The 25,748-nt window shown below is 56.9% G+C and carries 23 protein-coding genes; 15 read left to right on the forward strand and 8 right to left on the reverse strand.

Features of this window, described 5'->3' with window-relative positions; translation table 11 throughout:
- Nucleotides 1-86 precede the first annotated feature (86 nt).
- The 5 genes from murB to ftsZ all read left to right on the forward strand — a co-directional run bounded on the left by murB (nt 87) and on the right by ftsZ (nt 5,632).
- Nucleotides 87-1,013: a UDP-N-acetylmuramate dehydrogenase gene (gene murB, locus ADN00_RS07495; protein WP_075062344.1), complete on the forward strand. Its 927-nt coding sequence runs from the start codon at nt 87-89 to the stop codon at nt 1,011-1,013.
- An 18-nt stretch (nt 1,014-1,031) separates the two neighbouring features.
- Complete coding sequence (locus ADN00_RS07500) at nt 1,032-2,156, forward strand: D-alanine--D-alanine ligase family protein (protein ID WP_075062345.1); 1,125 nt, start codon at nt 1,032-1,034, stop codon at nt 2,154-2,156.
- Nucleotides 2,156-3,169, forward strand: coding sequence for a cell division protein FtsQ/DivIB (locus tag ADN00_RS07505; protein WP_075062346.1), 1,014 nt, complete (start codon nt 2,156-2,158; stop codon nt 3,167-3,169). Before ADN00_RS07500 ends, ADN00_RS07505 begins: the two co-directional genes overlap by 1 nt.
- Before the next feature lie 4 nt (nt 3,170-3,173).
- Nucleotides 3,174-4,403 (forward strand): cell division protein FtsA, encoded by a 1,230-nt coding sequence (gene ftsA / locus ADN00_RS07510; protein ID WP_075062347.1) that lies wholly within the window; start codon nt 3,174-3,176, stop codon nt 4,401-4,403.
- An 80-nt stretch (nt 4,404-4,483) separates the two neighbouring features.
- Nucleotides 4,484-5,632 (forward strand): cell division protein FtsZ, encoded by a 1,149-nt coding sequence (ftsZ, locus tag ADN00_RS07515; protein ID WP_075062348.1) that lies wholly within the window; start codon nt 4,484-4,486, stop codon nt 5,630-5,632.
- A 256-nt stretch (nt 5,633-5,888) separates the two neighbouring features.
- On the opposite strand, the gene ADN00_RS07520 is transcribed toward ftsZ, so the two are convergent.
- The 3 genes from ADN00_RS07520 to ADN00_RS07530 all read right to left on the reverse strand — a co-directional run bounded on the left by ADN00_RS07520 (nt 5,889) and on the right by ADN00_RS07530 (nt 11,158).
- Entirely contained in the window at nt 5,889-7,121 is a 1,233-nt protein-coding gene (locus ADN00_RS07520) for a response regulator (protein ID WP_075062349.1), read from the reverse strand.
- A 72-nt stretch (nt 7,122-7,193) separates the two neighbouring features.
- A complete protein-coding gene (locus ADN00_RS07525) occupies nt 7,194-10,265 on the reverse strand; it encodes a hybrid sensor histidine kinase/response regulator (RefSeq protein WP_075062350.1) in 3,072 nt (1,023 codons plus the stop codon).
- A 188-nt stretch (nt 10,266-10,453) separates the two neighbouring features.
- On the reverse strand, nt 10,454-11,158 hold the full coding sequence (locus ADN00_RS07530) for an HAD family hydrolase (RefSeq protein WP_075062351.1): 705 nt from the start codon (nt 11,156-11,158) through the stop codon (nt 10,454-10,456).
- A 426-nt stretch (nt 11,159-11,584) separates the two neighbouring features.
- On the opposite strand from ADN00_RS07530, the gene serC reads away from it, so the two are divergent.
- From serC to ADN00_RS07550, 4 genes are read left to right on the forward strand one after another with little or no spacing between them, the layout of a single operon-like run.
- The gene (gene serC, locus ADN00_RS07535; RefSeq protein WP_075062352.1) at nt 11,585-12,655 is read left to right on the forward strand and encodes a 3-phosphoserine/phosphohydroxythreonine transaminase; all 1,071 of its coding nucleotides are present in this window, start codon (nt 11,585-11,587) and stop codon (nt 12,653-12,655) included.
- 34 nt (nt 12,656-12,689) lie between these two features.
- Nucleotides 12,690-13,613: a 3-phosphoglycerate dehydrogenase gene (locus ADN00_RS07540; protein ID WP_075062353.1), complete on the forward strand. Its 924-nt coding sequence runs from the start codon at nt 12,690-12,692 to the stop codon at nt 13,611-13,613.
- A gap of 27 nt (nt 13,614-13,640) precedes the next feature.
- Nucleotides 13,641-14,330, forward strand: coding sequence for an HAD family hydrolase (locus ADN00_RS07545; protein ID WP_075062354.1), 690 nt, complete (start codon nt 13,641-13,643; stop codon nt 14,328-14,330).
- Nucleotides 14,331-14,729 (forward strand): VOC family protein, encoded by a 399-nt coding sequence (locus tag ADN00_RS07550; RefSeq protein ID WP_075062355.1) that lies wholly within the window; start codon nt 14,331-14,333, stop codon nt 14,727-14,729. It abuts the gene before it with no gap.
- A 143-nt stretch (nt 14,730-14,872) separates the two neighbouring features.
- Here the strand turns inward: ADN00_RS07550 and ADN00_RS07555 are convergent, their stop codons facing one another.
- Nucleotides 14,873-16,114: a trans-sulfuration enzyme family protein gene (locus tag ADN00_RS07555; RefSeq protein WP_082389970.1), complete on the reverse strand. Its 1,242-nt coding sequence runs from the start codon at nt 16,112-16,114 to the stop codon at nt 14,873-14,875.
- A gap of 288 nt (nt 16,115-16,402) precedes the next feature.
- On the reverse strand, nt 16,403-18,523 hold the full coding sequence (locus ADN00_RS07560) for an ADP-ribosylglycohydrolase family protein (protein ID WP_075062426.1): 2,121 nt from the start codon (nt 18,521-18,523) through the stop codon (nt 16,403-16,405).
- A 135-nt stretch (nt 18,524-18,658) separates the two neighbouring features.
- On the opposite strand from ADN00_RS07560, the gene ADN00_RS07565 reads away from it, so the two are divergent.
- From ADN00_RS07565 to ADN00_RS07585, 5 genes are all read left to right on the forward strand, one after another.
- On the forward strand, nt 18,659-19,639 hold the full coding sequence (locus tag ADN00_RS07565) for a hypothetical protein (RefSeq protein WP_075062356.1): 981 nt from the start codon (nt 18,659-18,661) through the stop codon (nt 19,637-19,639).
- A 71-nt stretch (nt 19,640-19,710) separates the two neighbouring features.
- Nucleotides 19,711-20,628: a pyridoxal 5'-phosphate synthase lyase subunit PdxS gene (pdxS, locus tag ADN00_RS07570; protein ID WP_075062357.1), complete on the forward strand. Its 918-nt coding sequence runs from the start codon at nt 19,711-19,713 to the stop codon at nt 20,626-20,628.
- 13 nt (nt 20,629-20,641) lie between these two features.
- Nucleotides 20,642-21,226 (forward strand): pyridoxal 5'-phosphate synthase glutaminase subunit PdxT, encoded by a 585-nt coding sequence (gene pdxT / locus ADN00_RS07575; RefSeq protein WP_075062358.1) that lies wholly within the window; start codon nt 20,642-20,644, stop codon nt 21,224-21,226.
- 126 nt (nt 21,227-21,352) lie between these two features.
- Nucleotides 21,353-21,598 (forward strand): Uxx-star family glutaredoxin-like (seleno)protein, encoded by a 246-nt coding sequence (locus tag ADN00_RS07580; RefSeq protein ID WP_075062359.1) that lies wholly within the window; start codon nt 21,353-21,355, stop codon nt 21,596-21,598.
- 15 nt (nt 21,599-21,613) lie between these two features.
- Nucleotides 21,614-21,889: a co-chaperone GroES gene (locus ADN00_RS07585; RefSeq protein WP_152966286.1), complete on the forward strand. Its 276-nt coding sequence runs from the start codon at nt 21,614-21,616 to the stop codon at nt 21,887-21,889.
- A gap of 59 nt (nt 21,890-21,948) precedes the next feature.
- Here ADN00_RS07585 and ADN00_RS07590 read toward each other — a convergent pair whose 3' ends face one another.
- From ADN00_RS07590 to ADN00_RS07600, 3 genes are all read right to left on the reverse strand, one after another.
- Nucleotides 21,949-22,587 carry a bifunctional 4-hydroxy-2-oxoglutarate aldolase/2-dehydro-3-deoxy-phosphogluconate aldolase gene (locus ADN00_RS07590; protein WP_075062360.1) on the reverse strand — a complete coding sequence of 213 codons (639 nt, stop codon included), beginning with the start codon at nt 22,585-22,587 and terminating at the stop codon, nt 21,949-21,951.
- 44 nt (nt 22,588-22,631) lie between these two features.
- Nucleotides 22,632-23,747: a glycoside hydrolase family 88 protein gene (locus ADN00_RS07595; RefSeq protein ID WP_160317487.1), complete on the reverse strand. Its 1,116-nt coding sequence runs from the start codon at nt 23,745-23,747 to the stop codon at nt 22,632-22,634.
- A gap of 247 nt (nt 23,748-23,994) precedes the next feature.
- Nucleotides 23,995-24,483, reverse strand: coding sequence for an effector binding domain-containing protein (locus ADN00_RS07600; RefSeq protein ID WP_075062362.1), 489 nt, complete (start codon nt 24,481-24,483; stop codon nt 23,995-23,997).
- Nucleotides 24,484-24,585: 102 nt separating this feature from the next.
- Between ADN00_RS07600 and ADN00_RS07605 the strand changes: the two genes are divergently transcribed.
- Nucleotides 24,586-25,572: a helix-turn-helix transcriptional regulator gene (locus ADN00_RS07605; protein ID WP_075062363.1), complete on the forward strand. Its 987-nt coding sequence runs from the start codon at nt 24,586-24,588 to the stop codon at nt 25,570-25,572.
- Nucleotides 25,573-25,748 lie beyond the last annotated feature (176 nt).

A 25,748-nucleotide genomic window follows, 5' to 3' on the forward strand; every position in this document is an offset into this window, starting at 1 on the left:
GACCTGCCGGTTCACCGGTTAACCCTGAGACGCTCAAACGTCTCATTACGACTCTGAAAACTCTTTAAGGCGAATTGACTGACGTGATGGATGAAACTGTTCTGACCAACCTTAAGCAGCTCTTTGGCTCCCGGCTCAAAGAGAATGCCCCCGTTTCCGCGTTCTGCACCGCGCAGACCGGCGGAAAAGCGGACATCTTGTTGGTCGTTAATTCCGCGACCGAGCTGCGCGAGGCGGCCTTGCGGTTGTGGCAGGCCAACCTGCCCTTCCGCGTGCTCGGCGCCGGTTCCAATGTTCTCATCGCCGACAAGGGATATCGCGGAGCGGTGATTATCAATCGCGCCAAAGCCTACCAGATCCATGCCGAAGCCGATCCTCCTTACCTCTGGGCCGAATCGGGCGCCAATTTGGGCGGGCTGGCCCGCCAGGCCGCCATCCAGGGCCTTTCCGGCCTCGAATGGGCCGCTCCTGTGCCTGGCACATTGGGCGGTGCGGTTTACGGCAACGCTGGCGCGCATGGCGGCGATATGGCTGGCAATTTGGCCCTGGCAGACATCTTGCATCCTTCAGGAGAAATGACGCAGTGGAATGCCAGCCAGATGGCGTATCAATACCGCTCCAGCGCTCTCAAGCGCAGCGCGGAAAAGGCCGTGATCCTTTCCGCGTCTTTGCATCTCTCGCGCTCCACGCGCCAGCAGGTTACCGCGCTGATGACAAAAAATCTGGAACAGCGCCGCCGCACCCAGCCTCCTGGCGCGAGTATGGGCTCCATGTTCAAGAATCCCCCCGGCGACTACGCCGGACGCCTGATCGAAGCCGCGGGTCTCAAAGGCGCGCGCGTGGGCGGTGTGCAAATCAGCCCGCTGCATGCCAATTTCTTTGTCAATACTGGCAGCGCCACCGCTGCCGATATTTACCAGCTTATCCATCAGGCTCGCCAGGCCGTTCAAGAACGCTTCGGCGTCTTGTTGGATTTAGAAATCGAGCTGCTCGGCGATTTTGAAGCAGCTTAACCATAAGGACAGGTAACGATGAAGACGGATCGTAAAATTCATATTGGTGTGCTGTTCGGCGGCCGCTCAGGCGAGCATGAAGTATCCCTCATGTCTGCCCGTTCAGTGCTTTCGGTTCTTGATCCTCAAAAGTATGAGATTATTCGTGTGGGCATCACCCACCAGGGTGAATGGTTTGCCGGTGAGAACGCCCTTGAGGCTCTCCAAAACGGCGATACCAGCGGACTGACCCGCGTTACGCTGCTGCCGCAGCCGGGCCTGAACCAGCTTTATGCCATTGAAGAGCAAGATGGCCGCGCCACTCTACGCCCTTACGCCCCCCTCGATGTGGTCTTCCCCGTCCTCCACGGCACTTTTGGAGAAGACGGAACCCTGCAAGGCCTGCTGGAAATGGCCGACCTGGCCTATGTGGGCGGCGGTGTGCTGGCCTCTTCGGTGGGTATGGACAAAGCCCTCTTCAAAGAGATTTTGCGCTCGCGCGGCATCCGCGTGGTGCCATCGCTCACCTTCACCCGCCGCCAGATCCAGACCGATATCGAAGCGGTGCTCGACCAGGCCGAAACCATCAGCCACTACCCCCTGTTCGTCAAGCCGGTCAACCTGGGTTCGTCCGTAGGGGTGAGCAAATGCCGTGACCGCCGCCAGTTGCGCCTTGGGCTGGAAAACGCCGCCCGCTACGACCGCCGCATACTGGTGGAATTGGGCGTCAACGCTCGCGAGATCGAAGTATCGGTGCTGGGCAACGACCAGCCCATCGCTTCCATCCCTGGTGAAATCCTGCCTGCGGGTGATTTCTACTCCTACGAATCAAAATACATCGATGAACGCTCCGAGCTGGTCATCCCCGCCCCATTGGATGAAATCACCATGGAAGAGATCCGCCGCATCGCCGTGGAAGTCTACCGTGCCATGGATGGCGCGGGCATGGCGCGCATTGATTTCCTGCTCGATCGCGAGACGGGCATTGCCTACGTCAACGAAGCCAATACCATCCCCGGCTTCACCAAGATCAGCATGTACCCCAAACTCTGGGAAGCTTCTGGCCTATCGTATCAAGAACTGGTAGATCAGCTCATCGAACTGGCTTTTGACCGCAAGAAAGACCGCGATCAGACCATTCGGGAATATGGGAGTGCTGCATAATGGCAGAGCGATCTTCGGCCACCACCCGTGCAGACCAGGTGCGCGCGCGGCGTTCCACGCAAAGCAGCCAGCGCGCAACCCAGGCCAAACAGCGCATTCGCTACGCATCCGAGGCCCCTCAGGTCATCGTGCGTGGCAACATTGGCACGCCCGTGGCGCGCCGCGCCAGCACGCACCCGCGCCGAAAAATCGCTATTCCACTGGGCCAGCCCGGCGCCGAGCTGCACATGCCCGCCATCCCCATGGTGAACCCCGGCTGGAAACTGCTCTCGGCACTTATCACAATTGCAATGCTCGCGTTGATCAGCCTTATGTATAATCTTCCTGTCTTTCAAGTTGGCATTCCAGAAGTGGAAGGGGTTTCGCGCATCAGCCCCCTGGATGTTGCCGCCGCCCTCAACTTGCAGGGTCTGCCTGTCTTCACCATCGACCCGCAGACCGTTCAGCAGCAGGTGGAGCGGGCCTTTATTGACCTCAAAGACGTCAAAGTCTCAGTGGCTTTCCCGAATCAGGTGCGCATCACCGCCGTGGAACGCCAGCCCATTATCCGTTGGCACGCCGAAGGATTGGAGTACTGGTCGGATAACGAAGGGGTCCTTCTACCAGTGCGGGGAGATATGGAAAATCTTCTCCTCATTGAGGTCAACGGCGCTCTGCCGGTGGTTAAAGCGGAACCCGTTGCGAAGGAAGAACAAACGCCCGAAATGGCCGCCATCCAGGCGCTGAACCCGGTTCAAGCGCGGCAGGTGCAGCCAGAAGCCACCGAAGCCGCGATTAAGCTGCGAACCTTTCTACCCGCCGAGATCACCAGCCTGGCCTACAGCGAAGCCGACGGCATTGGCTGGACAGACCCCCGCGGATGGCAGGTATTTATCGGTAACAATCTTGAAAACCTGGATGAAAAAATGGCAGTGTATGAGGCCATCGTGAGTCAGCTGCAAGATCAGGGGATCACCCCCGCCATGATTAGCGTGGAATTCATACACGCCCCATTCTACCGCCTGGAGCAATAGCAGTATGGACGAATCTATTGTTGTTGGTATTGATATCGGCACCACCAAGGTCTGTACCCTGGTTGCCAGAATTGAGGGGGAGCGCAACCTGCGCATCCTGGGCGTGGGCATTGCCCCGTCGCAGGGCATTCGCAAAGGCAACATCATCGACCTCGCCGCCGCATCCCAGGCCATTGCCCGATCCGTGGAAAAAGCCCAACGTACCTCCGGCCTCGAAATCACCTCGGCGCTGGTCAGCCTGGCCGGGTCGCACGTCTCATCCGTCAACAGCCGCGGCGTCGTGGGCATTTCGGGCCGCGTCATTGACCAGTATGATGTGGACCGCGCCCTGGAATCCGCACAGGCCGTTGCCATCCCCCACAACCGTGAGATTATCCACGTCATCCAGCGCGGCTTCACCGTCGACGGGCAAGACGGCATCCGCATGCCGGTTGGCATGCACGGCTACCGTCTGGAAGTCGAAGCCCACATCATCACCGCGGCTGCCGCCACCGTGGAAAACCTGCGCCAGTGCGTGCAGGCCGCCGGTGTACAGGTTTCTCAGTTTGTGTTGAACCCGCTCGCTTCAGCCGAAGTGGTGCTCACCGAAACCGAGCGCCAGATGGGCTGCGTGGTGGTGGATATCGGCGGCGGAACCACCGATATGGCCATTTATATTGACGGCGACGTGTGGCACACCATGGTTATCGCCATTGGCGGCAACCTGGTTACCTCCGACATTGCCCAGGGGCTGCGCCTGCCCATCTCGCAGGCCGAAGAGGTGAAGAAAGAGCACGCCTTCGCGGTTGAAAGCGCCATCTCAGCCGACGACGTCTTCACCACCCGCCCCTTCGGAGAAGACCAGCCCATCCAGTTCAGCCGGAAAGACCTTGCCATGATCACCGAAGCCCGCCTGGAAGAAATCTTTACCTTTGTCATGCAAGAGATCAAGCGGTCCGGCTACGATGGTCTCCTGCCGGCAGGCATGATCCTTACCGGTGGCTCCAGCCTCATCCCCGGCATTAAAGACCTTGCCAGCCGTGTGATGAACATGCCCACCCGCGTTGCCCGCCCGGAGAATCTCATCGGTCTCGTCGACCAGCTCAACTCTCCGGCCTATTCAACCAGCGTTGGACTGCTCTACTGGGCCATGTTTCTCAATGAAACCGCCCCCAAAACACACCGCAAACCCGGTCCGCAGATCAATGTGAACTGGGATACGATCAAAAACATATTTAAGAACTTGCTGCCGTAAACAGAGGTATCCACCTGGATTAAATTTCTGCCAACCAAGGCATTCACAAAACTGTGTCAGTCATTTAGCGGAGGAACAAAATGGAACAACTCAACCAATCATTCTCAGAATCGTTTGCCCGTATCAAAGTTGTGGGCGTCGGAGGCGGCGGCTGTAATGCAGTCAATCGCATGATTGCAGAAGGGCTGCAGGGAATCGAGTTCATCGCCGTCAACACCGATGCGCAGGCGCTGCTCATGTCTCAGGCCAAGACGCGCGTTCGCATCGGAGATAAAGTAACCCGTGGTTTGGGCGCGGGCGGCAACCCCGATAATGGTAAAAAAGCGGCCGAAGAATCCGCGGATGAGCTGTACGAAGTCCTCAAAGGCTCTGATATGGTCTTCATCACCGCGGGTTTGGGCGGCGGCACCGGCACCGGCGCGGCCCCCATTATCGCCCAGATCTCCAAAGAGATCGGCGCGCTGACCATTGGCGTAGTTACGCGGCCCTTTACCTTTGAAGGCTCCAAACGCCAGACATCCGCCGAGAACGGCATCGCCAACCTCAAAGAAAAGGCCGATACCCTCATCGTCATCCCCAATGACCGTCTGCTCCAGATTGTGGACAAGCGCGCCAGCCTCAACGAAGCTTTCCATGTAGCCGACGACGTTCTGCGCCAGGGCATTCAAGGCATCTCCGAACTGATCACCGTCCCCGGGCTCATCAACCTCGACTTCGCCGACGTCCGCACCATCATGTCCGAAGGCGGCGCGGCCCTGATGGCGGTTGGCAAAGCCTCTGGCGAAGACCGCGCCCGGGTTGCCGCGGAAATGGCCATTTCCAGCCAGCTCCTCGACATTACCATTGATGGCGCGCGCGGAATCCTCTTCAATGTTACCGGCGGCGAAGGCCTGACCCTCTTCGAGGTCAACACGGCTGCCGCCATCATCAAAGAGACCGCCCACCCCGATGTCAACCTCATCTTTGGCGCTGTGGTTGATCCGACCATGGGTGATGAAATCCGCGTAACCGTTATTGCCACGGGTTTTGACCACACCGGCGGCGTGCGCCCGATCTCCACTCCTCGCACCATGCGCACAGAGCAATCTGCACCTCGCCGGCCAACCATGCAAGACCACGTCGACCCCATTGATCAGCGCAGCCCGGCCCCGGCAGAGTTTGCGCCGCGCGTCCTCAATACCGAAAACCTCGATATTCCGGCCTTCTTGCGAAATCGGAACGGACGGTGATCGGACGCGGGTAACATCCATATCCATCTTCCAGGCGGCTTGATATCTGGCTGGCCTGGAATAAGACCCTGCCGCAACGCAGCCTCACCGCGCTGGTCTTTATTCCTGCCTGGATCCACTCCCTTCCCCCTCCGCGGGGTGGCTTCATACCGCTTGCCAGTTATTCTCAATCTGCCCTGACACAGAAAGAAACCAGGTTCCCGCTAAGAACCTGGTTTCAATTTAATCTCGTTGTTTTGCGATGCGCGCGCCCCCCTTAAGCTTCGCTGCGCTCTCTCTCTTGGCTGATGCGCTTTTGCACCTGCCGCCAGGCCACCGAAGGGTGTGTGGGCGCCACCTTGCGGTGCGACTCTTTGCTCAGGCGAAAAGCGGCGTCTTCCAGCAGCCCCGACACATCCGGGTTAGTTCCACCGTAGAGCAGCGGCTTGCCAATATTAATGGCGCGGATAAAGTCTTGCGACGCAAAGGGAATTTCCAGACGGATCTTGACATTCAGGGCATCTTCAATTTTGCGTGCCGTCAACCCCGTAGATTCGGCCACATGGTTTAGCACCAGTTGAATTTTGTCCATCTTGTAGCCAAGTTTGTCATACGTGTCCAGCGCCACCGCCGCCCCACGAATGGAAGCCATCTCCGGCGCCAGTACCAGCAGAATGGTATCCACCGCGTCCAGCATGTGAATACTTGTCTCGCTGAAATCGTGCGGAATATCAATCACCATGTACTCATATTTGGTGCGCAGAATGTTAATCGCCGAACGCAGCGTGTCGTTTGGCACCATCTCTGCTTCGGCTGGCCGCGCCGGGCCGGTGATGAAATGCAGGCCGTGCTTGTGCGCCCCAATAATCGACTTAAGCGCCTCAATATCCAGGTCGGCTGGTGAAATTTGCGCCAGGTCGGCCCAGGTTCGCTTCATCGGCGCGTTGAGCATCAGCGCCACCGAACCGGCCGTCATCACCGAATCGACGATCAGCGTTGGCTTCTGCCAGATCTCCCAAAAGGCAATCGCCAGGTTCACTGCGATGCTGCTGCAGCCCACCCCGCCGCGCAGGCTGTGCACGCCAATCAAGCGCGCCTGTTCAATTTTAACCTTCTCTACATCTTTTACATTTCTCAGCAGGTCGGCCCGGCGCAGCAGCACGGTCATGCGCGCCACCAGCTCTTCCGGGTCAAACGGCTTGCTCATATAATCGTCCGACCCCGATTCAAAGGCGCTCAGTTTATCTCCCAACTCCGAACGGCTCGTCAGCACCAAAATGGGTGTCAGCGTGAAGCGCGGATTTTTTCGCAGCTGCCGCGCCACTTCATAGCCGCTCATGCCTGGCATCATCACGTCCGTGATCACCACGTCCGGTTCCAGCGCCGAGGCTGCGTTTAAGCCTTGCATTCCATCCAGAGCAAAGTAGACCTCATACCCCAGCGGCCGCAGGGCGTGGTCAATCATTTGGTGGTAAATGGGCTCATCATCAATAACCAGAATGCGGGCCATAGGGCTTCTCCTCAGATAATTTGAATCGATACAGCTGTCTGCCGGTAAAAAGAGTGCTGGCAGTAATGCGAATTACGTCCTTTCCTGGATTTCGCTTTCCCCGGCCAGGCGGGCGTAGTATTCTTCCAATCGCTTTGCTTCTTCTTTTATACCATTAATCGTCTTGCCAATGGCGGAATACTCTTTTTCACGAGAATTGATTTCTAACTGGACCGCCAGTTCAGCCAGATCGTCGGCATTAAAGTTTCTCGCCACACCTTTCAGATTGTGCGCCTGCAAGCGCAGCGTTTCAAAATCTTCCACCCGTAGCGATTCACGCATCTCGGTCAGCTTATCGGGCAGCGAATGAAGAAAATCTCCCAACAGACGGGTGTAAAACTGGCGGTCATTGCTGAAGCGCGGCATGGCTTTCTCCAGGTTCACCGGCGCGTTGGGGTAATGCGGCACGCCGTCTCCTCCCAATTCACCTATGAAGATTTCACCATCCGCGGTCCGCTCTGCTTGACGCAGCTTATCCAGCCCTACCCAGCGGTCAATCACATCCACCACATAGTCCGGGTCCAGCGGTTTGGAAACATAATCGTCCATGCCCACTTCCAGACAGCGTTCCTGGTCTCCTTTCATCGCGTGGGCAGTCATTGCCACAATCGGAACGTGCCTCTCGCCCGCTTCCAACCTGCGAATTTCACGTGTCGCGTCAAAGCCGTTCATTTCCGGCATTTGCACGTCCATCAGAATCAAATGATAATCACCATCTTTCCACGCCGTCACCGCCTGCCAGCCGTTCTCCACCGCATCAATCGTATAACCGCGTTTGGTCAGTAAAGCCACTGTCATCTCGCGGTTAATTTCATTGTCCTCGGCCAGCAGCAGTTTCACTTGCTTTCTGGCCCGCATCGAAGCGCCTTGCAGCGACTTCATCACCTCCGGGTAACGTGTGGCCCGCTTGGGTTTTTTCCCTAAAATCTCGCCAATCACCTCAAACAAGTCATTTTGCTTGACCGGCTTCATCAGGTACCCATCGCACAGGCCGCTTTCTTCCATTTGCGCCGCGTGGGGTTGTCGTCCAATAGACGTCAACAGCAGCACTTTCATGCCCTCCAACAGCGGCTCGTCTGGGAAGGTTTGCAACACTTTTTCCACTTCCGCGTCCAGCATGCACAGCTCCATAATGACCAATTCAAACGGCAGATGGTCAATGCTGGCTTCTTTCAGCACGCTGAGCACTTCCTCCGCTTGCGAAACACAGGTAACCTGGCAGCCAAAACTTTCCAACATTTTACCGTACGCATCGCGGTTGGCCGCGCTGTGATCCATCAGCAGAATATTCAAACCGCGCAAGAACATTGGCATCGTATCCGAGCGGTTGGTTACCGAAGCTGAACGCTCCATTTCGCAGGTGAACCAGAACGTGCTGCCCTTTCCCACCTGGCTGATAACCCCCAACTCCCCGCCCATTGCCTCGGCCAGCTGCCTGGAGATGGTCAACCCCAGACCAGTGCCGCCATACTTACGAGACGTGGAGCCATCCGCCTGAGTAAAGCGGTCAAAAATGGCCGTCTGCCGCTCAGGGGTGATTCCAATTCCGGTGTCTTTCACCTCAACCCGCAGAATCACCTGCTTGCGGTGCATTTTCTCGGTGGTGACCAGCACGCTCACATCTCCCTCTTCGGTGAACTTGATCGCGTTCCCCACCAGGTTCATCAGAATTTGGCGCAGGCGGCTGGGGTCGCCGCGCAGCATCATCGGCACTTCCTGAGTAATGCGTGCCGACAGTTCCAACCCCTTGCTTTCCGCTTTCAGGGCCAGCACCTGCGCCACGCCCTCAACCACACTGCGCAGGTCAAAATCTATCGATTCCAGATGCAGCTGCCCGGCCTCAATCTTTGAAAAATCGAGAATATCATTCAAAACATTCAACAACGCGTCTGAGCTTTCACACGCTCCGCGTAGAAAACTGGACTGCTCATCCGTCAGGTCCGTTTCCAGCATCAGCTTAATCATGCCAATGATGCCGCTCAACGGCGTGCGAATCTCATGGCTCATATTCGCCAGGAACTCGCTTTTGGCCCGGTCGGCTTCCTCTGCTCGCTGCCGTGCCTTCACCAGCTCGGTGATATCGTGATACATAAACAGCGCGCCCACAATCTCATCCTGCAAAATCACTGGCACGCCAAACACTTCCACATCCGCTTCGCTGCCATCTTTGCGCTTTCGACGGTCAATGAACTGCACCGAATTCCCCTCCAGCACTTGCTGGCTGTAGGTGTGCGCGCTGTCAATATCATTGGGCAGCGCCAGAAGCCGGTCTTGATCGTACCCCAGCACCTCTCCCCGCGAGTAGCCAAACAGGCTTTCAAAAGCCGGGTTATACGACAAAATCTTTTGTTCCATATCCAGCGTAACAATGGCTACCGGGCTATTGTTCACAATCGCTTCCAGGTAGCGCTTTTGCTGGGTAATGATCGTTTCGGCGTTTTTCCGCGCTGAAATATCACGGATGATGAAAATGGTGCCGTGCGGCTCATCCTGCAACTGCACCGGGTATTGGTTGATATCAAACCAGCCTTGCATGCCAGGAATCTGCGTTTCCCCCTCCAGCTTGAGCAGATTTCTGTTTTTATTGCGGGTTTGCTTCAGGAGCACCTGGTCGATTTTGCGGTGGATGATCTGGTCGTAGGTCGTAGCCAGCCAGATGATCGCCGCCTGATTGCAGCGAATGATCTGGCCGGTCGAATCGGTGACCAGAATGGCATCCTGGACCGCGTCAAAGGTGGCTTCCCATTCGCGCTTTCCCCGGCTGATCACCGCTTGAAGATCGTTGCGCGTGCGGTTTTCCTCACGCAGCGCCTCATTTTCGGTTTTCAGCTTTTCAAGCAGCCAGGTCCGCTCCGCGTCGCGCTTTTCTTCCTGAAAACCAACCAGACCAAAAGTCAGCCCCAGCACCACCGGCAGCAGGCCAATGGCGTAATAATATAACGGATTCAATTGCAAGAATTGGGTTCCGGCTGGCACGCCAGGTTCTTGCCGAGCGGCAATTGCCAGCAGCAACACCAGGCCAGAAAGAACAATTCCCAGCAAGAGGCCAGAAATTCCATATCGAAATGTTTTACCCGAAAACCAGTGCCGGTATCTGTTGAACATATCGCCTCCCCCTGACTTGTCAACCCTTAATCCAAAACCGATAGAAATGCTCCATCCATCCAAGTCAGGGAACAATCGCCTGTGCGCCCTGTGAAGTTTCTGGCCGTGTTTCTAGCCTTTCCTAATTATACAAGCAAATCAACAGGATAATTATCGATGCAAGAAAAAAATGTGGATCTCATAAATAATCAAGAGACCTGCGGATCCGTTTGTCCTATCTGTTGCGTGGGTGCCATCCAGCTTTCAATCCACTGCAGGGCGTCAAACAAATCCGCCGCCACATGCACCGCCAGGCCAACCGCCTCTTCAGACGGCACCGCCAGGTCGGGCACCCAGATCACGCGCAAGCCCGCCGCGTGCGCTGCCCGCACTCCCACCTCCGAATCCTCCAGCGCCACACACTCGTCCGCTTGCAGACCACACCAGTCGATAGCCGTCAGATACACATCCGGCGCGGGCTTTCCCCGCAGCACCCGGTCAGAACTGGAGATGAAAGAAAACCACTCCAGCAACCCCGCTTTTTGCAAGCGGAAGCGCGCCATCTCCTCCGTCGAGGATGTCGCTACCACTCGTTCCACCCCTGCCGATTCCAAGAACGACAGCAGTTCCACAATACCGGGTTTCAGCGGCACCCCATTTTCTTCATAAAATTGGTGGGTATGCTGCTGCCGCACAGCGTAGACATCTTCAAACCGCACCCGGCCACCAAACCGCTCCGTGATCATCGCGCTTACATCCGCGGTGCTGATCCCCAGGAATTGCAGGTATTCCTCATCGGTCAAATCAATTCCAAATTGCCGGAAAGCGTGCTTCCACCCCATGCGCGCCACCCGCTCGGTGTCTACCATTAAACCGTCCATATCAAAAATCGCGGCCCGGAGTTGTTTTCGCATTATTAGTTCCTCTAAAAATTTAACTTTCCCCATTATAACCCAACCCGTAAGAGACTCTTATTCACCAGTTTGCGCTTTTCCTCCTATTGCGAGCGATTCTCTCCTGTGGTACATTTTAATTGTCTTACAATTGCCGTTTCTTCTTTGCACCCTTAATAAAAACGGATAAAATAGACATAGTGAAGTCTTCTCTTCAAACCTGTGAAGGAGGAATCGCTTCAGCCACTCAAATTTACCCGTAATGAATCTGTTAATTAAATATTAATTTTGTTGTGATGATGGATGACAACAAGAACCAATCTACGCTCTTTCGTCAAGAAGGAATTGAATTATGACGCGTCTGTAAAGTTGAAATTAATCCCTGAATGGGATGATAACACAAGCATTCTGGTTGGGTCGACTAACTTTTAAATAGAAGGGAAAACTATGAAAAAACACAATTTTTATGCAGGTCCGTCCATTTTGCCGCAGTACACCATCGACGAGTCCATCGCGGCTATGAAAGATTTTGCCGGAACGGGTCTTTCAATATTGGAAGTCTCGCACCGCAGCAAAGAATTTGACGCCGTCATGGCCGAGACCGAAGCCTTGTTCAAAGACCTTCTCAATGTACCCCAGGAATACCGCGTCATTTTTGTTGGCGGCGGTGCCAGCACCCAATTTTTCACGGTTCCCTACAACCTCCTCCAGACCCGCGCAGCCTACCTGAATACCGGCGAATGGGCCACCAAGGCCATTGAAGAAGCCGAAATCTTTGGTGAAGTGGTTGTCGTTGCTTCTTCCAAAAACAAGAATTTCACCTACATTCCTCGCGACTTCACTATCCCTACCGACGTTGATTACTTCCATTTCACCAGCAACAACACCATTTACGGCACCGAAATCCGCGAAGATTTTGACTCGCCGGTTACCCTCGTCTCTGATATGTCTTCCGACATCCTCTCGCGCCCGGTGGACGTCTCAAAATACGGCTTGATCTACGGCGGCGCGCAGAAGAATCTCGGTCCGGCTGGCGTTACCTTCGTCATCCTCAAAGAATCCATCCTCGGCAAAGTCGAGCGCCGCATCCCCACCATGGTGGATTACCGCACCCATATCAAGAAGAATTCGCTCTTCAACACCCCGCCCGTCGCCGCGGTCTACTCCTGCCTGATGACCCTGCGCTGGCTCAAAAACCTGGGCGGTGTGGAAGTTATGGAAAAAATAAACATCGCCAAATCCAGCCTCCTCTACGAAACCATCGAATCGAGCAAATTCTTCCGCCCCACCATTCCCAACCCGCAAGACCGCTCGCGCATGAACGTCTGCTTCGTGCTTAAAGACGAATACAAAGACCTGGAAAAACCGTTCCTGGAGTTCGCCTCTGGCCGCGGCATGGTGGGCATCAAAGGCCATCGCTCGGTGGGCGGTTTCCGCGCCTCACTCTACAACGCGCTGCCGCTCGAATCGGTACAGGCGCTGGTGGATTGCATGAAAGAATTTGAGGCCGCGAATTAGTCCGGCTACCGGTCAATCTTGAAAGGATTCCCCTATGACGAAAGTCTTACTTGCGACTGAAAAACCCTTTTCCCCCGCAGCGGTCAAACAAATTCAAGCCGTCGTCGAAGAAGCCGGCTTTGAATTCGCTTTGCTGGAGAAATATACCGCCCCCGAGCAGTTCTACCAGGCCGTTTCCGGCGCGGACGCGCTGATTGTGCGCTCTGACCTGGTTACCCCGCAAGTGCTGGAAGCCGCGAAGGCTTTGAAAATTGTCGTGCGCGCCGGCGCTGGCTTTGACAACATCGACCTGCCCACCGCCACGGCCAAAGGCGTGGTGGTGATGAACACCCCCGGCCAAAACGCCAACGCCGTCGCCGAACTGGCACTGGGGATGATGGTCTACCTGGCTCGCGGCTGCTTCAACGGCAAATCGGGCAGCGAGCTGCGCGGTAAAACCCTAGGTTTGCACGCCTTCGGCAACGTGGGCCGCCGCGTGGCCGAGATCGCCAAGGGATTTGGCATGCACGTCTACGCCTATGACCCTTTCCTCACCAAGGACGCGATTGAAAATGAGGGCGTTACCGCCCTGGCCAGCGTCGAGCAGCTTTACGACACCTGCCAGTATGTCTCCCTGCACATCCCCGCCAATGAGCAGACCCGCGGCAGCATTAACTACGCGCTGCTCAACCGCATGCCGCAAGGCGCCACCCTGGTCAACACTGCCCGCAAAGAGGTGGTCAACGAGGCCGATCTGCTCAAAATCTTCGCCGAGCGCCCTGACTTCAAATACCTCTCCGATGTTACCCCCGACTGCGCCGCCGAGATCGCCGAAAAGTTTCCCGGCCGCTTTTACTTCACCCCCAAGAAAATGGGCGCGCAGACTGAAGAGGCCAACGTCAACGCTGGAATCGCCGCCGCCAATCAAATTCGCGATTTCTTCCAGAAAGGCGATACGCGCTTTCAGGTCAACAAATAAGATTCTACGAAAGGCTCTCAACGCCGCATGAACAACCCGAACCCCATCCCGGTCACCACCGTCAACGCCGACGCCATTCTCTTTGATCTGGATGGGGTTCTCATCGACTCCACCACCAGCATCGTGCAGCACTGGCGCGAGTGGGCCGAACAGCACAACCTCAACCTCGATTTCATCCTGCAAAACGCGCACGGCATGCGCACCATCGAAACCATGCGCATTGTTGCCCCGCACCTCAACGTCGAAGAGGAAGCCCTCCGGTTTACAGCCAATGAAATCACCGACACCGCCGGTGTGGTGAGCATTGAAGGCGCGCGGTCCTTATTAACCGCCCTGCCACCCGCCAGTTGGGCGATTGTTACCTCTTGCGGTTTGGATCTGGTTCAAGCGCGTATGGGCGCCACCGGCCTGCCCATTCCTGCTGTCCTCGTCACCGCTGACGACGTGCAGAACGGCAAACCTTCCCCTGAACCTTACCTGGCTGGCGCGCGCCGCATGGGCCTTCCCGTGGAACGCTGCGTGGTCATCGAAGACGCCCCCGCGGGGATCATAGCCGGGAAGAAAGCTGGAATGCGTGTCATCGCGGTTGCGTCAACCCATTCACCTGAAGAGCTGCTGGCAAGCGGCGCCGATTTTGTGGTCGCGAAGCTGCAAAACATTCATGTAACCCGGTCAAATTATCATTCACGCCTGACTATTCATTTGGAGGGTGTGTAAATGGAACCCAGAATCAGCATCATCACCCTGGGAGTTGCCGACCTGGAACGCTCCATCCGCTTTTACCGCGACGGCCTCGGTCTGCCCATGCGTGCAGGCTCGGTGGGCATCGCCTTCTTTGAAACCAAAGGCACCTGGCTGGCGCTTTACCCCCGTGAAGCCCTGGCTGAAGACGCCAACCAATCCCCTGCCGGCAGCGGATTCAACGGCTTTACCCTGGCGCACAACCTGCGCTCCAAAGAGGAAGTTGATGCCCTGCTGGCCCAAGCTGCTTCCGCCGGCGCGCAGATCGTCAAACCCGCCCAAGACACCGACTGGGGCGGCTACTCTGGCTACTTCAAAGACCCCGACGGCTTCCTGTGGGAAATCGCCTGGAATCCCTACTTCTCGATTGAGTAAACCTGGTTAACAATACGTAATTTAACTCAACTTCGATAGACAAGGAATTCTTTTATTCTTACTCCTTCCCCCATTTCATGGGGGAAGGTTGGGATGGAGGATCCCTCTCACCGCCACCAGCACGCCAGCGGACGTTCATCCCTTCATATAAATGCCAGCGCCTGCTTCAAATCGGCGATCAGATCGTCCGCGTCTTCCAATCCCAGCGCCAGCCGCACCAGATTATCCGCGATTCCCAGCGCGTGCCGCTCTTCGGGGCTGTAAGGATAATACGACACCAGCGCCGGCTGCCCTACCAGGCTTTCCGTGCCGCCCAGCGACGGTGAAATATACGGAATTTGCAGCGCGTCCACAAACTGCGATGTGCGCCGCAAATCGCCGCGCACGGTGAAGCTCACCACCCCGCCAAAGTCGCTCATCTGCCGCAGCGCCGTCTCGTGGTCTGGGTGACTTGACAGACCCGGATACCAGACCCGCTCAATGGCCGGGTGCGAGGCCAAAAACTGCGCCACCTGCAGGCCGGTATCGTTCTGATGCCGCACGCGCACCCCCAGTGTTTTCAAACCGCGCAGCAGCAAATAAGCCGTATTGGCGTCGCTCACCGCTCCCATTACCCCGTTTGTCTCGCGGATGGCCGTGATCTTCTCCCGGCTGCCGGCCACCACCCCCGCCAGCAGATCGTTGTGCCCGCCCAGATATTTCGTGGCCGAATGCGCCACCAGATCGATGCCCCAATTCAACGGCTGCAGATTCAACGGGGTGGCAAAAGTGCTGTCCACCAGGGTGGTTACCCCAAACCGGCGGCCTATCTCGGCGAAGCGCTCCACATCCAGCACGCGCAGGTATGGGTTGGTGGGCGTTTCAGATACCAGCAGGCGCGTGCGCGGATTAATCGCGCGCTCCAACGCGGTATAATTGCCCATCGGTACCACCGTGCAGCCAATCTTCAGTTTCTTTAAAAATTCCCCACAGAACTGCCGCGTGCGCCGGTAGCAATCATCCGTGATGATCAACTCATCCCCGGCGCTTAAAAACGTGAGCAGCGTGGTGGTGATCGAAGCCATGCCCGAACCCAATAAAACGGCTTGCTCCGCACCCTCCAACGCTGCCAGGCGTTCTTCCACCGCGCTGACCGTGGGATTTCCATAACGGCCATATTCCACCCTGCCCTCGTCCTTCCCGGCCAGATGTGCCTCCATGTAACTCACCAGGTCCGCGGTATTGTCAAACGTGTATGTGGACGTAGGCACAATCGGGTCAATCAGCGAGTGGTACGGTTTTGCCCGCCGCGCTCCGGCGTGCACCGCCGCCGTAGACTCGTGCCCACTGTGCAGGGTGTCGTATCGAACCGGTGAAGTGGTGAAGCGAATATCTTGAGTGGTCATGCTGGTTTCCTCCAAAAGGGTTGGCAAAAATTCCAAACAAAAAGGGGCTGTCCTGTTGGACAGCCCCGCGTTTGCGTTTCCTCGTTATGGCAAAATTATGCCTCTACGTGTGCTGTCCGTAAGGGTGCGCGGCGCATCATCATGACCATCATCATGGACATGGACATTGCGAACATCGCGAACAGCACAACAATCGAATTCATTCTGGTATTTTTCTCCGTATTTCGCTTGAGGATACCCGGTTTGACCGAGAAAGTCAATAGAAAAAAAGATGAGATTCTCTGCCGCCTACCCTACTGGCGATACCCGCACCTGGCAGGTCGCCGTGCGGCCTTCTTCCACCACCAACCCCACTGCCCCGCACTCCAACGGTGCCTCGCTGTCCTCCACAGAGAAGAGCAGCCGCCCATCCACCGCCGCTTGCAGCGAATGGCCTTTCACCTCCAGGCACATGCTGGCCATCTCGCCAAACTGCCAGTCAAAATCCGCCTGCGCCAGCACCGTCTCTTCATCGTCGCGCACCTTCACCAGCCGGGCTTTTTGGCCTTCACACAGCAGCAGGGCATAATAGCGCCGCATGCCCTGCACCCGCGCCGCCAGCCCGGCCGCTTTGGCCAGATGGGGGGTAACGTCCGCGCAGACACGGTAATCTTGCCATTCTTGCGCGCCCTGGATGACCAAACCGCGCCCCTCATTCTGCACCAGCCGCAGATGCTCTTGATCCCACGGCTGCACACCCTGGTCCAGTCCGTCCACCCAGGCCGCCCGGCGCATCTCGCCGCTGCCCTCGCCGTGGACGAACTCCACATCCGCGCTGCCCTGCCAGCCAAGCGCGTCCAGGTAGAGCTTGCCTTCCAGCGCCACCGCGCTGCGCGCTTCCACCCCCACCCAGGCAATCGGCGTCATTGTCCGGTCATCCAGCTTCCAGGTGATCTCAACTGCTTCTCCCGCCATCAACCACGCGCTGGGTCCGCTGACCAGGCAAAGATCATCATTACAATCGTAATAGCGCAGGTAAAGCCCGGCTTCCACTTTCCCCGCGTTGCCTTCATCCGCGGAGATCAGCGCGGTGAGCGTCTGGCCGGGGTAGACCGCCGGTGAAGCCAATAACTGGTATCCCGGATTTTCAAAATAGTGCTTGGTTTCCAGCGCAGGGATGAAGACGGGCGTGCCCGCCCGTGAAACCTGCCCGGCAACAGTGTGTTGGAAGGCCAGTTCCAGGCTGCGTTTGCCCAACCGGCTGTTACCAGCAGCATTGCGCAGGCTCAGCGTGGTGCCGTCTTCCGCGGAGAACCCCTGCAGCGACCCCGGCAGTTCAAAGTGGAAGCGCGCCCCGCCCTTTGGCCGCAACACGGGCAGATTGGCCAGCCTTCTGCCCATGTTCGCGATCTCCAGCGCCTCACGCGCCGCGTCGCTGATCGCCCGCCCGCCGTCCGCCGTGGGCAAATACAAGCGGTCCGCCACCGGTCCGCGCCAATCCACCCCACCGCCCTCAAAACAGGCCAGGCCATTCTTGATTCCCAACAGACAGCCCACATTGCCCGCGTTACAGTCCGTGTCCCATCCGCTGCTGTTGACAATCATCATTGTCTCGTTGAAGTCATCCCCGCCGTACAACAAACTGAGTTGAATCAAACCATGATTGGGCACCACATGCACGTTCCCGCCAAAGCGGCGGTAACCGTAATGCTCATCCAGCCAGGCGCGGGTCTTGCGCCAGTCAGGCTCCTTTTCGCGCCGGTCGCGCAGCTCGCGCGTCAGCCGCGCAATCACCGAATCCGCCGGGATCATCCGCAAGCCCTCATCCTGCAGCCGCTCCAGCGATGGCTCCACAAAAGCCAGCGCTTCCATTGCCGCCAATAACTGCGCCGCGTAGACCGCCTCACCGTCGTGGCTCACCCGCGCCGCCTCCCCGGCAAAATAAACCGCCCGATGCGGGTCGCCCGGGCAGACCATGGCCCAGCCATCAATGAAGATTTGCGCGCCAATCTGCTCAGCCACCACTTTGCCGTTCAACTCTGCCGAACCACTGCGCGGCGCGGGGATGCCGTGCTTCAGGCGCAAATAGGCGGTATGCTCGGTGGAATTGCCCATTCCGCTCCACCACAAGATGGTTTTATTTTCGATCAGGTAATTCAGCCAGCTCTGCCCGATCTGCCGCGCAGATAAGTTCGCGTCAAACCCGTGATCAGCCAGCGCGCGTACAAACGTAAATGTACCCGTGATGTCATCATCCGTAACAATCAGCGGTGCGTAGAAGTGTTCGTTAACATAGCCCCGCACCTCCCCCAGCTCCGCTGATACGCGTTCATAGGTCCAGCCTTCAAACGGCCGCCCTATATAAACGCCAATAATCTTTCCCAGGACGCCAGCATAAACTCGTTGCAAATAATCTTCAGGAAGTTTCATACCCTCTCCCATTTTTTGTTCTTCAACATTGAGCCGTAAAGCCATTGGAGATTCAAATTATCACATAAGCGTACCGCTTTGCAAAGCCGCTTGTATTTTGAACGTATTTTCTATATATTATAGATGAGGTGATTCATGAAAATCAACCCCCCCATTTCCTGGCTCTTATCCCAACCTGAACCCTGGGTGCGCTACCACACCCGCGTGGACTTGCTTGGCAGCCCCGATAATGACCCACAAGTGATATCAGAACGCTCCGCGATGCTAGCCCACCCGGTAGTTCAAAACCTCATCCTTCAAGCAGAAAATTGGCCCAACCAACCGCTCAAGCGCCACAATGATGCCAGCCATCCCCTGCATGTGTTGGGTGTGCTGGCCGATTTTGGGCTTAAGAAGTCTGACCCTGGGATTAGTGATTTGGTGGAAAAGATCACCGCGCATTCTTCCCCGCAAGGCCTTCTTCAAACCTTATTGCATGTATCCCCCCGCTATGGTGGCAGCGCGGAACCACAGTGGAGCTGGATGCTGTGCGACCTGCCCCTGATCTTGCACGCCTTGATGGCTTTTGGGCTGAATAATCACCCGCTTATCCAAACCAACCTCAACCACCTGCTCAGTCTGGTGCGTGATAATGGCTGGCCTTGCGCCTGTGACTCAGCCTGGCAGGGTTTCCGCGGACCCGGCCGCAAAGACGACCCCTGTCCTTACGCCACCTTAATCAGCTTGCGCGCCTTCTCCCTTCTCCCCGAAACGCACACCTGGCCAGAAGTGCAAGCCGGCGTGGACATGCTGTTAAATCATTGGCAAATGCGCAAAGAGAAAAAATACTATCTCTTTGGCATCGGGTCAGACTTTGGCAAACTCAAATATCCGCTCATCTGGTACGACCTGCTGCACATCCTTACCGTCCTCAGCCGTTTTGAAAACGCTCGCCGCGACCCGCGCCTGCAAGAGATGGCCGCACTCCTTGCCAGTCAGAAAGACCCAAACGGATGCTTCACCCCCACCTCAGTGTGGATGGCCTGGAAAGGCTGGGATTTTGCCCAGAAAAAAGAGCCTTCACCCTGGCTCACCTTGCTCTCCCACCGCGCTCTGTCAGCCATTGCACATTCATAGTTGCGTAAACCCACCACCCTGGGATGGATCATCCTCTTCTTTTCTTCCCTTCACATAGTGGTACAATCCACATGCAATTTTATTCCCCCAGGAGGTATCCTTTGGAACAACAATCTGGTACTTTCGCAGTCAAAAAAGGTCTGGCGCAAATGCTCAAAGGCGGCGTCATTATGGACGTTGTTACCCCGGAACATGCCCGCATCGCCGAAGATGCCGGCGCCTGTGCCGTGATGGCCCTTGAGCGCGTTCCGGCCGACATTCGCGCCTCGGGGGGCGTCGCGCGGATGAGCGACCCCGAATTGATCCTGCAAATCATGGACAGCGTAACCATTCCGGTGATGGCCAAATGCCGCATCGGGCACTTTGTGGAAGCCCAAATCCTCGAATCGCTGGGCGTGGACTACATTGACGAATCCGAAGTGCTCACCCCCGCCGACGATCAGAATCATATCTACAAGCACAATTTCCAAGTGCCCTTCGTTTGCGGATCGCGCAACCTGGGCGAAGCCCTGCGCCGCATCGGTGAAGGCGCGGCCATGATCCGCACCAAAGGCGAAGCCGGCACCGGCGATGTGATCGAAGCCGTGCGCCACGCCCGCCAGATTATGGGCGATATACGCCACCTGCAAACCCTGCAAGACGAGGAAGTGATGGCCTACGCCAAACAGATCGGCGCGCCCTACGAACTGGTGCTCGAAGTGCGCCAGCTCGGCCGCCTGCCTGTGGTCAACTTTGCCGCCGGCGGCGTGGCCACCCCCGCCGATGCCGCGCTGATGATGCAGCTGGGCGTGGATGGCGTGTTTGTTGGCTCGGGCATCTTCAAGTCGGGCGACCCCGCCAAACGCGCCGCCGCCATCGTCAAGGCCGTCACCCACTATCAAGACCCCGCCATTCTGGCTGAAGTCAGCCGCAACCTGGGCGAGCCGATGGTCGGCCGCCAGGTAACCGAAATCCCCGAAGCGCAGCGCATCGCCGGGCGCGGCTGGTAGCCAGCGTTTGTCTATGAAAATTGGCATTCTCGCCTTGCAAGGCGCTTTCATCGAACACCAGGCCATTCTTGATCGCCTGGGCGTGGATACCAGCCAGGTGCGCCTGCCACAGCACCTCGCTGGACTGGATGGGTTAATCATCCCCGGCGGCGAATCGACCACCATTGGCAAACTGATGGTGGCCTTTCGCCTGCTGGAACCGCTGCGTGAATTTGGCCGCGAAAAGGCCATTTGGGGCACCTGCGCCGGGGCCATCCTCCTCAGCAAAGACGCCGGCCGCGACCAGCCACTGCTTGGCTTGATGGACATCACCATTCAGCGCAACGCCTTTGGCCGCCAGGTGGAGAGCTTTGAAGCCGCCCTCGACGTTCCCGCCCTGAAGCCCTTCAACAGCAACGGCAGCAATCCGCCTTACCAGGCCGTCTTCATCCGCGCCCCTCTCATCGCCGCTGCCGGCCCCGGCGTGGAGGTCTGCGCCAGCCTGCCCGACAGCCGCATTGTCGCCGCCCGCCAGGGTAAGCTGCTTGCCACCTCCTTCCACCCCGAACTCACGGAAGATGACCGCTTTCACCGTTGGTTTTTAGAACTGGCAAAATAACGCTCAGCCTAAAACCAACTGCTTGCCACTCCCCCATCCGCACAACGCGCTGGGGGAGATTTTTTATGTAACCTTTTTCTTCCCTCTGCATCTAACCAACGATATTACCCGCAGAGGAGCAAAAAAATGGATTCTCAACCCCGTGTGATCATCTTCACCACCCCCACCTGCCGCTATTGCAGCACTGCCAAGCAGTACTTACAGCAGAAAAAAATCCGCTTCAAAGAAGTAGACGTAACCCGCGACGCTGCCGCCGCGCGCGATATGGTGCGCCGCTCCGGCCAGCAGGGCGTTCCCGTGATCGACATCGGCGGCAAAATTATTGTAGGCTTTGACCGGTCCAAAATCGACCGATACCTCAATTTGAACTAAAAAGGAGAAATCGACATGAGTGAAATTAAAATCCAGCCATTGGGCGCGCGCGTGCTTGTCAAGCCGCTCGACCAGGAATCCAAAACACCCTCCGGCTTGCTGTTACCCGACACCGCCAAAGAAAAACCCCAAACAGGACTGGTGGTGGCCGTTGGCGATGATGAAGATATCAAACTGCGTGAGAACGACAAAGTGATCTTCGCCAAATACTCCGGCGCCGAAGTGCGCCTGCACGGCGTGGACTACCTGCTGATGGAATGTGGCGACATTCTTGCCCGCATTGTTGAATAAATTTCAATCAAAAAAGGCTCCCCAAAAATCCATAAGTTTTGGGGAGCCTTTATTATTGCTTAGCCTCTCACCTTCTTCACCGTCTCCACCGCCTGGCGCGCCCGCCGTTCCACTTCTCCCCAGTCCGGCTTGTCTGCCAGCCCCGGCGCGGAAATCCACGTTCCCGTGCAGGCCGCCACACACGGCAGCCGCAAATACTGTTCCAAATTCTTCTCATTGATTCCCCCCGCCGCGATGTAACGCATCTCCGGGAAGGGCGCGGCCATCGAGTTCAACACCGGAGCACCCCCCAACGCCTCCACCGGGAAGAACTGCGCCAGCCGCAGGCCCGTCTTCATCACATGCATAATCTCACTCGGCGTTGCCACACCGGGAAGCACCGGCAGACTGTGCTCAAAACACCAGTCTACGATGTCAAATTCAAAGCCGGGCGATGTGTAAAACTGCGCCCCGGCGCGCATGGCCGCTTCTCCGCGAGATATGGAGAGGATCGTTCCTGCGCCAATCACCAGGTCCGGGAAGCGCTGCCGGGCCATGCGCAGCAATTCCTCCGCTTTCTCTGTCCGAAAAGCGATCTTCACACAGTTCAACCCCGCCCGCGACATCGTCTCTAAAAAAGCGACCACCTGCGTCTCATCTTGCGCGTCAATCTGCGCGACTACCCCTGATTTGATAATCCGTTCAAAAACTTCGAACATCCTGCCTCCTTGTGCTGGTCATCCAGTTCAACGCGCGTCCACGTTTACCAGGTTTCATCCTTCAGCGCCTCGCAGACCGCCTCCAAAAAGAAGTGGTCTCCAAAGATCAGGCTTTCATCCACCCCCAGTCCCAGGCGCACATGATAAATCCCATGTTTTATGAGTCCCTCCCACTCCTCCGACTCGCTCGCCAGAAAAGTCGTGGAGGTCAGCGTATCCAAAATTTGCAGCGCCGACTGGAGGTACAGAACCGCCCGCGAGGCGTCGCCCGTCAGCCGCGCCAGCTTCCACAGCCCGCAGGCTGCCACCGCCGCCGCCGAAGTCTCAAACCCAAAGCGCGGACCCGGTTCGTCAAAATCATTGGGCGGCACGCCGTGGGCCGGAGCGTTTTCCAGGTAATACTGCGCCAGCAGCTCCGCGCTTGCCAGGTCGTGCGCATCGCGTGTGTATTCATACACCTTCGCAAAACCGTACAGCGCCCAGGCCTGCCCGCGCGCCCAGCAGGAATCCGCCCGCCAGCCCTGCCGGGTGCCCGGCTTGATATACTCCCCCGTAATCCGATCAAACAGCCCTTCCTGGGCCGTGCTGCCGTCTCCGCGCAGCAGCATCCGCCGGCTTGTTGATGTGTGATTACGAGCCATGCGGAACAAGCCCCGGTCGCGTTTGACCTGCGCCGCGTAGAAAAGCAGACCCACATCCACCATCTGGTCAATCAACAGGCTCTCCGGCCCAAACGCCGAGCATAGATAGTGACCCTGCGGCTGGTAATGCTTTGCCAACGTCTCGGCTGCCTCCAGGGTTACCGCCTGCCACTCTTCACTGCCGGTCAGCTCGTAAGCGCGCAAAGCCGTGAACAGAAACAAATAACCCAGGTCATGCATGGACTCATCTGCCCTGCGCGATGCGATCAAACGACTGTAATGCTCAGCGCGTTCTTTCCAAACCGCCTTGCCTGTTACCGAATACAACAACCACATCATCCCCCCAAAAAAGCCTTCACACCAGGTATCGCGCGCTTCTTGCGTGCATGACCATACACCCTGCGTGGTGAAGACGGGGAAGCAGTCCGGATGTTGGCTCACCATCCGCTCTACCTGCTTCTCCGCAAAGGGAATCACCGCTTCCAGCCGCTCGCGCAGCAATTCGTTGGGATTATCCAATCCAACCTCCCGCAGCATGGGGTTTTCGAAATGCGTCGGGTATAAAATGGGCGAAGAAGCCCAACCCTACGCGTCATAAACCTATCATATCGAATACCTCCCCCGCCGTCAATGAAAACCATTCTCTCTCACCACCGACTATTTCAATCCCCTGCCAACCTCGTCTTTCAGCCGAAAGTAAACGGCTGCCGTTCTACCACCAAAAAGCGGGAGATTTCTCTCCCGCCTCGCGATATCTGCCTTCACTTTACCGCATAATGGGCAGGTATAAATCAAACGAATAGGCATCGGGATGAAAATCTCCTTTCAACCCGGCCAACAGCGCCTCCACAGAGCACATTTCTTCCAGCCATTGGTGTTTTCCCACCAGATATTCGCTTTTTTCCTGCCAGGCCGCCAGTTGCTGCCAGTCCTGCATGATCGTTTCCAGGCTCTCGCAATGCCCCACCGCGTATAATCCACCCTCAAACAGCTTAATGGTTACCTCATTGCTGCCCTCAACTCCTTCAGGCACAGTCATCCATTGCTCGTAACCATAATTCGGGCTGCCGGCCGATGGGTTTGGGTTATTGAACCCAAAATACCGGTTCTTTCGCGCATCGGTCAAGAGACCTTTCTCCTCTGCCCAGGAGAACAGTGTTTGAATAGCAATCGTCTCTGGCTCACTGCCAAACCCCAGGGCAGCCGCTACACGCATGGGCGCCAGTTCCACAATCCGGATACTCTTTTCATCCATTTCGTAAAATCCCTTTCCATCAACAAAGTCAAGATAATGCTATAATACCGTTCAATACCTGACATCTATTGTCATTTATTCCACCTCAATGCTGGCAATTTGATGCGCGCAGACCGTCTTTTATCACTCCTCATGCTTTTGCAAACTCGCGGCACCACTTCCGCGGCTGAGCTAGCCGTTGAACTGGAAGTCTCGGAACGCACCATCTACCGCGACATGCTGGCGCTCACCACGGCTGGTGTGCCCGTCTATATGCAGCGCGGGCCGGGCGGCGGCTGCGCCCTGCTCGATTCATACCGCACCACCCTTACCGGCCTGTCGGACCCCGAACTGCGCGCCCTGTTCATGCTCTCCATTCCGGCGGCACTGCGCCAGTTAGGCATGGGCAGCCATCTTGAGGCCGCCCTTCAAAAACTCCTTGCCGCCCAAACCAGCCAGCGCCAGCAGACCAGCGTCAATGTCCGCCAGCGCGTGCTGATCGACCCCGGCAGTCAGGCGCACTCCCTTTCACCCCAGCCCCAGCTTTACACCCTTCACCAGGCTGTCTGGCAGGAAAAAATGGTGCTGCTGCGCCTGCGCTTAAGCTTTGGACAAACCGCCGAAGGCCGCTTCGCGCCTTATGGTATGGTGTTTGACGACCAGAATTGGCGCCTGGTTGTGGAAGACCCGCGCGGACTGATGCGCGCCGTGGATTGTGAGCAAATTTTAGAAGCGCGCCTGCTTGATGAACCCTTTTCACGCCGCGCCGATTTTGATTTGCATTTGTTCTGGTCGCAGTGGAAAGAAAAACAGTTGGCCGCGAAGCCTTCCCTGCAGGTAACCCTGCGCATAGTACCGCAATGGGCCAGCGAACTTCCGCTCAATTTCGGCTTACCATACAACCAGCTGCTCCGGCAGGCTTCTCCTCCCCTGCCAGACGGCAGCTGCCTTCTCACCCTCTCATTCAATGATCTCGAGACCGCCCGCAGCTTTGTACTCTCACTCGGCGCCGCTGTAGAAGTCCTCGAACCGCTCGCGCTGCGTCTCAGCGTGATCGACTTCGCCCGCCAGACCCTGCAGGTATACACATCTACTGGGTTAATGGAATAAATTCATTACTTTTGGATTACAAATTCCTTACAATCCTCCCCAATAGTCCGTACCGGTTTACAGAAATCCCGGCTTTCTCTATAATCATTATCATATCGATCGAATGATGGGGTGTGATCAAAACGCAATCATTCCAGCCAGGTCGCTCCACAACTGCCGGTTTGTAGAAAGCGCTA

This window comes from Ornatilinea apprima (assembly GCF_001306115.1).
Taxonomy (GTDB): Bacteria; Chloroflexota; Anaerolineae; order Anaerolineales; family Anaerolineaceae; genus Ornatilinea; species Ornatilinea apprima.

What these genes read in the sequence shown, in the direction of transcription:
- murB (WP_075062344.1), top strand. Translation starts at nt 87, where the DNA reads ATGGATGAAACTGTTCTGACCAACCTTAAGCAGCTCTTTGGCTCCCGG.
- ADN00_RS07500 (WP_075062345.1), top strand. Translation starts at nt 1,032, where the DNA reads ATGAAGACGGATCGTAAAATTCATATTGGTGTGCTGTTCGGCGGCCGC.
- ADN00_RS07505 (WP_075062346.1), top strand. Translation starts at nt 2,156, where the DNA reads ATGGCAGAGCGATCTTCGGCCACCACCCGTGCAGACCAGGTGCGCGCG.
- ftsA (WP_075062347.1), top strand. Translation starts at nt 3,174, where the DNA reads ATGGACGAATCTATTGTTGTTGGTATTGATATCGGCACCACCAAGGTC.
- ftsZ (WP_075062348.1), top strand. Translation starts at nt 4,484, where the DNA reads ATGGAACAACTCAACCAATCATTCTCAGAATCGTTTGCCCGTATCAAA.
- ADN00_RS07520 (WP_075062349.1), bottom strand. Translation starts at nt 7,121, where the DNA reads ATGGCCCGCATTCTGGTTATTGATGATGAGCCCATTTACCACCAAATG.
- ADN00_RS07525 (WP_075062350.1), bottom strand. Translation starts at nt 10,265, where the DNA reads ATGTTCAACAGATACCGGCACTGGTTTTCGGGTAAAACATTTCGATAT.
- ADN00_RS07530 (WP_075062351.1), bottom strand. Translation starts at nt 11,158, where the DNA reads ATGCGAAAACAACTCCGGGCCGCGATTTTTGATATGGACGGTTTAATG.
- serC (WP_075062352.1), top strand. Translation starts at nt 11,585, where the DNA reads ATGAAAAAACACAATTTTTATGCAGGTCCGTCCATTTTGCCGCAGTAC.
- ADN00_RS07540 (WP_075062353.1), top strand. Translation starts at nt 12,690, where the DNA reads ATGACGAAAGTCTTACTTGCGACTGAAAAACCCTTTTCCCCCGCAGCG.
- ADN00_RS07545 (WP_075062354.1), top strand. Translation starts at nt 13,641, where the DNA reads ATGAACAACCCGAACCCCATCCCGGTCACCACCGTCAACGCCGACGCC.
- ADN00_RS07550 (WP_075062355.1), top strand. Translation starts at nt 14,331, where the DNA reads ATGGAACCCAGAATCAGCATCATCACCCTGGGAGTTGCCGACCTGGAA.
- ADN00_RS07555 (WP_082389970.1), bottom strand. Translation starts at nt 16,114, where the DNA reads ATGACCACTCAAGATATTCGCTTCACCACTTCACCGGTTCGATACGAC.
- ADN00_RS07560 (WP_075062426.1), bottom strand. Translation starts at nt 18,523, where the DNA reads ATGAAACTTCCTGAAGATTATTTGCAACGAGTTTATGCTGGCGTCCTG.
- ADN00_RS07565 (WP_075062356.1), top strand. Translation starts at nt 18,659, where the DNA reads ATGAAAATCAACCCCCCCATTTCCTGGCTCTTATCCCAACCTGAACCC.
- pdxS (WP_075062357.1), top strand. Translation starts at nt 19,711, where the DNA reads ATGCAATTTTATTCCCCCAGGAGGTATCCTTTGGAACAACAATCTGGT.
- pdxT (WP_075062358.1), top strand. Translation starts at nt 20,642, where the DNA reads ATGAAAATTGGCATTCTCGCCTTGCAAGGCGCTTTCATCGAACACCAG.
- ADN00_RS07580 (WP_075062359.1), top strand. Translation starts at nt 21,353, where the DNA reads ATGGATTCTCAACCCCGTGTGATCATCTTCACCACCCCCACCTGCCGC.
- ADN00_RS07585 (WP_152966286.1), top strand. Translation starts at nt 21,614, where the DNA reads ATGAGTGAAATTAAAATCCAGCCATTGGGCGCGCGCGTGCTTGTCAAG.
- ADN00_RS07590 (WP_075062360.1), bottom strand. Translation starts at nt 22,587, where the DNA reads ATGTTCGAAGTTTTTGAACGGATTATCAAATCAGGGGTAGTCGCGCAG.
- ADN00_RS07600 (WP_075062362.1), bottom strand. Translation starts at nt 24,483, where the DNA reads ATGGATGAAAAGAGTATCCGGATTGTGGAACTGGCGCCCATGCGTGTA.
- ADN00_RS07605 (WP_075062363.1), top strand. Translation starts at nt 24,586, where the DNA reads ATGCGCGCAGACCGTCTTTTATCACTCCTCATGCTTTTGCAAACTCGC.